Here is a 9,527-nt window from a genome sequence, read left to right as displayed (position 1 = left end):
ATCGACTACTTGGCACACTGTTGAGTTCTCAAGGAACAGACGCGCATCCGATTCAGTCTCTCGACCTGCCCGGAGGCAACCGTTCTAACTTAGCGGATCAGTTCCTCCCCGTCAAGCGGACCCGTTCAGGACCTGCTTGTGAGGGGGGAACATCTTCCCGCGGTCCGGACACGCTCGCAACCTGGGCGATGTGATCGCCCAGCGAGTGTTCCGGGGATGTCGTCCGGGGGACCAGCCAGCGATTCGTTCTCGCTGTCCGTTCCTCCCTGCCGGGCGACATCGAGAACATTACGCAGCCGGAGGCCGATCGAGCAAATCCGCGCCCTGGTGACCCCCGTCACGCTCGCCCGGGAGCCGGTCTCGTGCTCCTGAACTGCACGAACATCCAGCTTGCGGAGTCTTGGCGCCGGCTCACCCAGACCCCGCCAGGCCTCACGGTCACGTCGTGCTGAGCGGGGAGTCCCGACTGTGCGCCGACTCCTCGGGCGCGCACGGTGACGTTCAGCCAGGGGTCAGTAGAGCGCGGCGGCCATCGAACGACGGGCGGCCTGCACACGGGGATCGTCGCCGCCGATCACCTCGAAGAGGTCGACCAGACGCACACGGACCAGCTCGCGGTCAGGGCCGGTCGTGGCACGCAGCACATCCAGGAGCCGCGCGAAGGCGTCCTCGACCTTCCCGCCGAGCACGTCGAGGTCCGCCACCAGGAGCTGGGCCTGCACGTCAGCCGGGGCCGCGGCCGCAGCCGCCCGCGCGGCGTGAAGGTCGGCGGTGCGTGTGCGATCGAGCAGCCCGACCTGGGCCAGGCCGGCGCGAGCCATCGCGTCGCGCGGGTTCTCGCGCATCGCCTGCTCGTACGCCTGACGTGCGCCGTCGAGATCGTCGCGCTCGATCGCGTCGTACGCGGCCTGGTGCAGCGGCGGCAGCGCCGGCTCGGCCTCGGGCTCCGGCTCGTCGCCCTCGTGAGTCGTCGCCACCCGACCCGTGAGGCCATTCGCCTCAGCCGCGGCGAGGACCTGGTCGAGGACCGCGCGGATCTGCTCACGCGGGTAGGAGCCCTGGAAGAGCGGGAGCGGCTGACCGGCGAGGACCGCCACGACGGTCGGGACCGACTGGGCCTGGAACGCCGCCGCCACCTGCGGATTCGCCTCGGCGTCGATGCGGGCCAGCAGCCATCGCCCGCCGTCCTCGTCCGCCAACGACGACAGCTCGGCCGCGAGCGCGGTGCTGGCCTCGCTCCAGCTCGCCCACAGGAGCACCACGACGGGATACGCCGTCGAGCTCTGCACCAACGCCGGGAAGCCGGCCTCGTCGACGTCCACGACATAGCTGCCTGCGACGGGGACGCTCCCCGGTGCGCCCGGCGGCGTGGACGGACGGGCCAGAGCGGACAGGTCAACCGCACCGCGCACGTCGAGACGCGGGCGCGGGCCCGAGGACTGGGTCATGAGATCTCTCCTGGGACTCGTCCGGCGTCACTCGCCGGACACGGACACGCGGGCGTGCTCGCCAGCTAGGAGCTGGACCTGGGCAGCAGCGCCCGCCGGCGGCACGTAGAACACGAGGACGTCCGCCCACGTGTAGGTCAGGTTCGCGGTCACGCTCGGCTTCCCGCTGAGCGCGGCATCGGTCGGATCGAGCGTCAGGCTCCCCTGAGACACGGTCAGCGTCGTGACGGTCGTCAGCTGACCGACCACGATGGCACCGCCGTCGACCGTGGACAGGGCGACAACCGAGTCCAGCTGCGGCGTGTACGTCTCAGCGACCGTGCCGACGGACTCCACCGCCGCCGTGTACGTCTGACGAGCCGTCTCGATCCCCGTCCGGAAGAAGTCCGGCGCGAACTGCGGCGCCGCGGCCGATCCGTCACCCGAGGTCAGCACGTCGGCGTACTGCGTGAGCACGTCGTTGGGCGTCAGCAGCAGACCCGTGGCGTCGGCCGCCAGCACCGGGCTGCCGGTGCCGGGGTCGGCGGTCATCGGCATCTGCACACCCTGACCCAGGCGTGCCCAGCCCCACAGGTGGTACTGGTCGCGTGGCGACTCCTGCCGCATGACGAGGATCCGGGGAGCCTGCAGATCATCGGGCTGCTCGGTCACGACCAGCTGGGTCCGCGGCCACTGGTCGGTCTGCGGCACGATCAGCGCCTGCTCACCCGTCGGGAGGGCCGTGGGTCCCTTCTGGCCGCCGGTCGCGGTCGAACGCACGTACTCCGCTGTGCGGATCGCCAGCGCCGGTCCCGCCACACGACTGCTCAGCGCGGCGGGGTCCAGTGCGGTGTCGGCCGCGCTCAGCACCTGCGAGAGCTGGTCGAGCACGCTGCGGGACTGCTCCAACGTCACGGCAGCCGGCGGGACCGGCGGCACCGCGTCCGGCGCAGGTTGCGGCAGCGGCGCCGCGCAGGCCGCCAGGGAGGCCACCAGCGCGGCGCACAGGGCGACGCGCAGTCCGTGACGGGGGCGGCGAGCCAGACGTGACGTACTCATCGTGACTCCTCTCCCCGCTCGCCTCGCTGCTCGTCGGACCCCGCCTCACCCTGCGGGAGACCCCACGCCCGACGCCACGCATCCGCGCGCGAGCCCGACGGCTCGGCGTCACCGGCGGCGGATGCGGCAGGGCGGGGGGTCGTCGGCTCGCCCTGCGCCGGCAGATCCGGCCGGCGCCCTGATGCCAACCACGCCGGGCGACCAGCCGCTGCGTGCGGGTCGTCCGGACCGACCCCCGTACCGGGCCGCAGCGTGGCACCTGGCGGAGGCAACGTGGGTGACCAGCCGCCCGGTCGGGCGCCGACACCGGGTGGCGTCGCCTGAGCCGGCTGCGACGGACGCGCGTCCCCGGCGGGCCTGGGTGCGGGCGCCGCAGCGGAGGCGGGCGCCGTGCTCGGCGGGGTTCCGCCCGGCGTGCCCGGGCGGGCAGCCCAGGCCGGACGGCCGTGAGGCACGGGCCCCGGCTCCCGCGCCGGGCCGGCGGGCGGCACGACCGGCCCCTGGGGCGCAGCAGGGCCGCCGGGCCGGGAAGTCGGACCTGTCGGCGCAGGCCACGTCGGGCGCCCGGCAGCAGGCAACCCCGCCGAGCGGCCCGAACCGTCCGGCACCGCGACGCCGGACTGCGCATCGGCACGAGCACCCCCGGCCTCCTGACCGTGCCCGCCCGCGACCCCGCGCGACGTCGGACGAGCCGTCAAGCCCTCCTCGCCAGGAACGACCTGCCCGTCGGGCGTGCGAGCGCCGACCGACCGCGGCCAGGACGGGCCCGGCTGCTCACGCGGGCCCGCCGGCGCGACCGGGTCGGAGGGGGCAGCCGGCTGCGGCCCCCGTGCCCCGGCACGTCGGGAGAGACGGTCACGCAACGGCACCGACGGAATGTCGGACGCGGCAGGAGTGCCCATCGGCCCGGCAGGGACGTCCCTGCCCGCCGGACCCCCGGGTACCGCGGGCCCAGCCGGCGCCGCGGGCTCAGGTCGGGCGGACGGAGACCGTTCCGCCGCGGCACGTCGGCCGGCACCCGGCCCGGACGCGCCGGCCGACACCGGACGTTCGGGCTGCACGCCGCCGCTCAGCGCGGCCTCGCGCAGCTGGCGCCGGGTCAGCGGCTGCCCGGCCGCAGCGGGCACGACAGGCGTAGAACCCGTGGTGACCGGGGTCCACGCAGGCTCCGGAGCGCGGCGCCGACGCAGACCCCGCAGCGCCACGACGAGCGCGCCGAGGACGAGCAGGCTGCCGACGGCCACGCACGGCCACAGCCAAGGGGTCGTCACGGTCCGCGGCCAGGCAAGGGAGACCGTCGGGGTCTCGCCGCTCGGACTCACCGCGATCAGCGACCAGCGACCCGCGGTCGCCGGCCAGACGAGCTCGACAGAGCCGGTACCGGTCTGCTCCACCACCCACAGGTCCGAACCTGTCGGGTCGGCGGGCAGAACCGCCGAAGGGTCCAGGGCCTGCTGGCCCTCGGCACCCTCGGTCGCCTCGGCTGCGGGCGCTGGCGCCGCCTCACTCGCCGCGTCGCTGGGCTCCGCGTCGGGCGCTGCGATCTCGTCGGTCGCCAGGACGTGCCACTCGGCCAGCCCGGTGATCACGGTGCGGGCATCGGTGCCGACCCATCCGGCCACGTCGGTGTCGCGACCGACGGCCACGACCACCGGGGCGTCGCCTGGAACCGTGACGGTGACCGTGACCGGGTCGCCTCCGAGCTCGAGCACCCCGGGGTCGGAGACGACCACCGGTGCCGTGCCGGTGGCGTCGGCGACCAGGACGTCGTCGGCGCGCCACACCGTCGCCGACGCGACACCCAGGCCGACGATGGCAGCCCCGACGACGCCGACGGCGGCCGTGATCAGTCGCTTGAGCACGCAGGATCCTCTCGGACGAGAACGTCCAGCATAGGCAGGAGGCGACCCACCGGGAGAACTCGGGCACCGCCCAGGCAGCCGAGAACCGCCCCGGAGGCCGGACCAGCGCCTCGCCCGGACGGGTTCCGCACGGCGGCGTGCACCGCGGTGCGGTGGTGCACGTGAGCGGGGACGAACCGCCCGAGGGGCCCGACATCAGGACGTGCTGCCGCGTATCCTGACCCGCGGGCACCGGCCGTCGACGAGTCCATCGTCCGAGGTCGCACCATGCCGTGCCCCAGCGCCCAGGAGGATCACCCGTGTCCGACGCCCGCACGCCCTTCCCCGTGGTCAACTTCCGCGGGTACGACCGAGACGCCGTCGATGCCCGCCTGCGCTCGCTCGAGCAGGCGCTGAGCGACGCCCGAGCACAGGTCGAGACCCTCGACCAGAAGACGATGCAGGTCGCCGGTGAGCTGTCGGAGGCGCACCGACAGCTGCGGGAGGCCGAGCGGCCGACCTACTCCGGTCTGGGCTCGCGCATCGAGCAGCTGCTGCGCTCCGCGGAGGAGCAGTCCTCCGACGTCGTCACGCAGGCCAACGCCCAGGCCGCCGACTCGCTCGCGCGCGCCAAGCTCTCCGCCGGCCAGCTGCGCGCACGTGCGGAGAACGAGGTCGCCGAGCTCCTGGCGACCGCTCGCCGGGAGGCCGAGGAGGTCCGCACCACCGCCGTGGCCGAGGCGGAGAGCACGATGCTCGCCGCCCAGCGTCGCGCCGAGGAGCTGGTCGGTTCCGCCGAACGCGAGGCGGCCCGCATCCAGAGCGCCATCACCACCGAGGAAGCCGAGCGACGCACCTCCCTGGAGCGCGAGCTCGGCACTCTGCGGGCGACGGTCGAGCGGGAGGCGACGCAGCTGCGCATCGCCACCGAGCGCACGGCGAGCGAGCTGCGCCAGCGCACCGAGGCCGAGACGACCGCCCAGCGTGAAGAGGCCGAGCGCTACGCGCAGGACCTGCGCCAGAGCGCCGATGCCGACACCACCGCACTGCGCCAGCGGGTCGAGGCCGAGGTCGCCGCCCTGCGCACCGAGACGGACCGAGTGGTCGCCCAGCAGCGGTCGGCGGTCGCGACCGAGGTCACCCAGACGCGCCAGGAGCTCGGCGAGGAGGTCACCTCGCTGCGCACGCAGGCCCAGGAGTACGCCGACACCGTGCGCGCCACGACGGAGCGGGAGGCCGCCCAGCTGCAGCAACGGGTCGCGGCGGAGGTCGCCGCGCTGCGGGCCGAGGCCGAGCAGTACGCAGCCTTCGTGCGGGCCCAGGCCGAGCGCGAGACCGGCGAGCTGCGCGCCGCCACGACCGATGAGCTGGCCGCCACCCGGGCCGAGGCAGAGCGGGACGTCGCGGCGCTGCGCTCCGACGCCGAGCACTACGCGGCGGAGCTGCGCGCCACCGCGGAGCGGGAGACCACCGAGCTGCGCGAGCGCACGACGCACGAGGCCACCACGCTGCGCGAGCGCACCGAGCGCGAGACCACCGAGCTGCGCGAGACCACCGAGCGCGAGGCCGCAGAGCTGCGCGCCACGGCGGAGCGGGAGACCACCGAGCTGCGCGAGCGCGCCAGGCTCGAGGTCGAGCGGGCCGTCACGGAGTCGCACCGCGCAGCCAACGAGACGGTCGCCGCCGCCAAGGCCCACGCCGACGAGCAGGTGCGACGGGCCGAGCAGAACCTCGCCGACGCCGAGCTGGAGATCGCCGCCCGACGCGAGGCGTCCGAGCGGGAGGACACCGAGCGCCACGAGGCTGCGCGGGCCGAGACCGAGCGACTGGTGCGCGATGCCGAGGCGCACGCGGCCGAGGCGGAGGAGCGGGTCGCCAAGGCGCTCGCGCACGCGGAGAAGGTGCGCATCGACGCCGAGTCGCACGCCAAGGAGCTGCTCGCCAACGCCCGACGCAACGCCGACCGCGTCGTGGCCGAGGCACGCGAGCACGCCGAGAAGCAGATCTCCGACGCGATGATCGAGTCCGAGCGCGAGCGCACGACCGCGCAGCGTCAGGTCGAAGGGCTCAACCGGCAGCGCGAGTCCATCACCTCCTACCTCGACGAGCTGCGCAACCTGCTGGGCAACAACCCCGACCGTGCCGCGCTCGAACGTGCTGGACGAGCCGAGGCGGCCTTCGAGGAGGCTCGCTCGGCCGCCGCACCGGTCGCGGGAGCATCAAGCGCAGCCGGCACGGAGACCAGCGCACGACCGGCTGCCAAGCCGGCTCGCACACCCGCGCGCGGCAAGGCACGACCCGCACCGGTGTCCGCTGCCGTCCCCGTCGTGGCGCCGGCAGCCGTCTCCGCCGACGAGCACGCCGACGCAAGCGAGCAGGCGACGAGCTCGCCGGAGGCGGCAGACGGCGGCACCACGACCACCGCGGATGCACCCGCCGAGAGCGTGCCCGACGAGGTCGCGGCGGTCTCCGACGAGACCTCCACCGCCCCCGACGCCACCGGCACGGGGGACGAGCAGACTCAGCCGACCGACGACGGTTCGGCCGCCGCTCGCTGAACGGGCCGACCAGACACCCCTGCGGGACACCCGCACGACGAGCAACGAGGCCCACGGTGAGCGAGGACGCAGCGACGAGCGGGGACGCCGCGACGCGGTGGCGTGAGGAGCGCCGCGAGTCGGCGTTCGCGCACGCCGAGGCCCTCGCCCGTCGGCAGCGGGCGGAGTCGGACCACGCACGTCGGCTCATCGCGGACTTCGTCGAGCAGGCGCGCGCGCAGGGCCCGGAGCCCGTGGCGCTGCGCGCACGCAGCTACGACGGCCGCCACCGGTACCGCACCCGTCTGACGGGCTGGTACCTGCGGCGAGACGAGTCGGTGGCGGTCGACCGCGACGGGCAGTTCTACGTGCTGTCGGCGCCGACGAGCTTCAGCGCACTCCTGCGGGGGGTCGACCCCGCGCCGCAGGACCCGCCGCTGGTGCTCGGTGCCGGAGGCAAGGACGGCGAGTCGCTGGACCTGACACAGGCGTTGGACCGGGTCCTGCACGGCTGAGTCCCACGGCGCCGCACACCCGCGACCAGCGGCAACCTCCCCACGGCAGCGACCTCGCCGGGCGGCGCGGGAGTGATCAGGCGTGGACGCGCGCCACCAGGTCGGCGAGCGCTTCGGCCACCTCCTCCGGCTGCTCCACGGCGGACAGGTGACCGGCCGCCGGCACCACGACCAGACGGACGTCATGGGCGACGGCGACCATGTGCTCCGCCTCGTCGATCGGGGTCAGGGAGTCCTCCGCCCCGACGACGACACTCACCGGTCCGGCGAACGCACCCAGCACGTCGGTGCGGTCGGGTCGGGCCGCCATCGCACGCTGCGCCCACGCGACACCCACCGGCGGCTGCTCCTCGACCCAGGTGGTCACCACGTCGACGAGCTCGGGTCGGCCCAGTGGGGTCGAGGGCGCCAGGGCCGCGCGGATGCCGCCGCGGACCGGGTCCACCGTGCCGCTGTGCTCGACCTCATCGGCCACCCGGAGCCGGTTCGCGCGCGCCTGCTCGGTGTCACCCGTGGAGCGCGTGTCCACGAGTCCGAGCCCGGCGACCAGCGAGGGGTGCCGATCGAGGAGCGCCAGGGCGACGTACCCACCCATGGACAGGCCGGCCACGACGGCCCGCGTGATGCCTGCCGAGCGCAGCGCGCCCGCGACGGCGTCGGCCGACACCTCCAGCGACGGCCCCGGCAGGTCGGTCGCACGGCCCGGGGTACCGGGCAGGTCCACCGCGACGACCGTGCCGGTGCCGGGGAGCTCTGCGGCGACCGCGTCCCACATGCGGTGGTCGTACGGGAAGCCGTGCAGCAGGACGAGTGCCGGCCCGTCCGTGCCGGTCCGGTAGGTGTGCACCCCGGCGAAGGTCTCCATCGTGGTCGCTCCTCGTTCGTCGTCGCTCACGGCACGCTGGGCGAGCCGTCGGGGGCCATCGTGCGGTCGGTGCCGTCGGTGGCGGTGCTGCTCGGACCGCTCCAGTGCGTCGGCAGGGCGGGGCGTCCGGGGGTCACCTGGGCGACGATCTCGTCGAGCACGCGTCGCACCGCGCCCTCCCCCACCCACAGGTGCTTGGCACCGTCGACACCGACCACCCGCGCCTGCCGCACGCGGGCGAACCGCCGACGCGCCTCGTCGGGGCGCAGGTAGTCGTCGTGCTCGGGCACCAGCACGAGCAGCGGCTTGCCGAACGCGTCCCACGCATCCAGGTCGGCGTCGGTGGCGCGCCGCAGCGGTGGAGACAGCAGGATCGCCCCCTCGACGGAGGGGTCCCGCCCGTGCATGAGGGCCAGCTCGGTGCCGAAGGACCAGCCGACGAGCCAGCGGCGCGGCAGGTCGTGGAACTCGGCGTACTCGATCGCCGCGTGCACGTCGAACTGCTCGCCGACGCCCTCGTCGAAGGATCCTTGTGACGTGCCGCGTGGGCTGGACGTGCCGCGGGTGTTGAAGCGCAGCACGGCCAGGTCGGCGAGCGCGGGCAACCGCCACGAGGCCTTGCGGTACACGTGGGAGTCCATGTAGCCGCCGTGCGTGGGCAGCGGGTGCAGCGTCACGAGGGTCGCGGCGGGGACCTGCGGTGCGCCGTCCGGGCCGACCGGCAGGGCGAGCTCGCCGACGAGGGTCAGCCCGTCGGCCGTGTGCAGCTCGATGTCCTCGCGGTGCGCAGGGAGCACCGTCAGGGCGCGGATGGGCGCCCCGGTCGGGTGCGTGCGGGTCAGCGCGGTGCCGTGCGGCCGTGTCGGGTGCTCCGTCTCGTTCATCGGATCGAGCCTAACCTCGGGCGCGCACGGTCAGCGGCGGCGAGTCGGCGCGCGGCGACCCCGGGCCTGCCAGCAGGCGCGGTGCCAGTGGCGCCGGTCGTCGAGCGCCTCGCCGAAGAGGCCGTCCGACCGCCACGCGACCACGTGCGGGGTGCCGGCGGTCACCAGCTGGTCGCAGCCGGGGCAGCGGTACTCGCGGTCGGAGCCGCGGACCTGCTGCACCACCCACTCGCCGTCGGCGGCGCTCTCGCTGCGGCGGCCGCCGGTGGCGCGCTCGACGTCGAGCGGCACGTGCTCGGTGGCGTAGGGCCGCTTCGCGGAGCGTCGGCTGCGGGGCACCGTCCCATCCTCCCCTCTGCGGGCAGTCCAAGGGTCCTGCGCTCCGCACCCCGCGCGGGC

At 74.8% G+C, this 9,527-nt stretch carries 7 protein-coding genes; 2 read left to right on the top strand and 5 right to left on the bottom strand.

Going from position 1 to position 9,527, the window contains the following annotated elements; all coding sequences use genetic code 11:
- Nucleotides 1–512 precede the first annotated feature (512 nt).
- Together ACTHAM_RS13375 and ACTHAM_RS13370 are read right to left on the bottom strand one after the other, a co-directional pair.
- Nucleotides 513–1,448 carry a co-chaperone YbbN gene (locus ACTHAM_RS13375; protein WP_440688253.1) on the bottom strand — a complete coding sequence of 312 codons (936 nt, stop codon included), beginning with the start codon at nt 1,446–1,448 and terminating at the stop codon, nt 513–515.
- Nucleotides 1,449–1,475: 27 nt separating this feature from the next.
- Nucleotides 1,476–2,486 carry a hypothetical protein gene (locus tag ACTHAM_RS13370; protein ID WP_440688251.1) on the bottom strand — a complete coding sequence of 337 codons (1,011 nt, stop codon included), beginning with the start codon at nt 2,484–2,486 and terminating at the stop codon, nt 1,476–1,478.
- Between the two features lie 2,161 nt (nt 2,487–4,647).
- Here ACTHAM_RS13370 and ACTHAM_RS13365 point away from each other — a divergent pair.
- Nucleotides 4,648–6,885, top strand: a complete 2,238-nt coding sequence (locus ACTHAM_RS13365; RefSeq protein ID WP_440688249.1) for a hypothetical protein — start codon at nt 4,648–4,650, stop codon at nt 6,883–6,885.
- A gap of 56 nt (nt 6,886–6,941) precedes the next feature.
- Nucleotides 6,942–7,379 carry a hypothetical protein gene (locus ACTHAM_RS13360; protein ID WP_440688247.1) on the top strand — a complete coding sequence of 146 codons (438 nt, stop codon included), beginning with the start codon at nt 6,942–6,944 and terminating at the stop codon, nt 7,377–7,379.
- A 76-nt stretch (nt 7,380–7,455) separates the two neighbouring features.
- On the opposite strand, the gene ACTHAM_RS13355 is transcribed toward ACTHAM_RS13360, so the two are convergent.
- The 3 genes from ACTHAM_RS13355 to ACTHAM_RS13345 are packed head-to-tail and all read right to left on the bottom strand — an operon-like array spanning nt 7,456 to nt 9,467.
- Nucleotides 7,456–8,244, bottom strand: coding sequence for an alpha/beta fold hydrolase (locus ACTHAM_RS13355; protein WP_440688245.1), 789 nt, complete (start codon nt 8,242–8,244; stop codon nt 7,456–7,458).
- Nucleotides 8,245–8,270: 26 nt separating this feature from the next.
- Nucleotides 8,271–9,128 (bottom strand): alpha/beta hydrolase, encoded by an 858-nt coding sequence (locus ACTHAM_RS13350; protein ID WP_440688243.1) that lies wholly within the window; start codon nt 9,126–9,128, stop codon nt 8,271–8,273.
- A gap of 30 nt (nt 9,129–9,158) precedes the next feature.
- Nucleotides 9,159–9,467 carry a hypothetical protein gene (locus ACTHAM_RS13345; RefSeq protein ID WP_440688241.1) on the bottom strand — a complete coding sequence of 103 codons (309 nt, stop codon included), beginning with the start codon at nt 9,465–9,467 and terminating at the stop codon, nt 9,159–9,161.
- Between the last annotated feature and the right edge of the window lie 60 nt (nt 9,468–9,527).

The organism is Cellulomonas soli (assembly GCF_052036975.1).
GTDB classification, from domain to species: Bacteria; Actinomycetota; Actinomycetes; order Actinomycetales; family Cellulomonadaceae; genus Cellulomonas; species Cellulomonas soli_A.
Note: the sequence above shows the minus strand (reverse complement) of the source record. Positions and strands in the feature narration are given on the sequence as shown.

What these genes read in the sequence shown, in the direction of transcription:
- ACTHAM_RS13375 (WP_440688253.1), bottom strand. Translation starts at nt 1,448, where the DNA reads ATGACCCAGTCCTCGGGCCCGCGCCCGCGTCTCGACGTGCGCGGTGCG.
- ACTHAM_RS13370 (WP_440688251.1), bottom strand. Translation starts at nt 2,486, where the DNA reads ATGAGTACGTCACGTCTGGCTCGCCGCCCCCGTCACGGACTGCGCGTC.
- ACTHAM_RS13355 (WP_440688245.1), bottom strand. Translation starts at nt 8,244, where the DNA reads ATGGAGACCTTCGCCGGGGTGCACACCTACCGGACCGGCACGGACGGG.
- ACTHAM_RS13350 (WP_440688243.1), bottom strand. Translation starts at nt 9,128, where the DNA reads ATGAACGAGACGGAGCACCCGACACGGCCGCACGGCACCGCGCTGACC.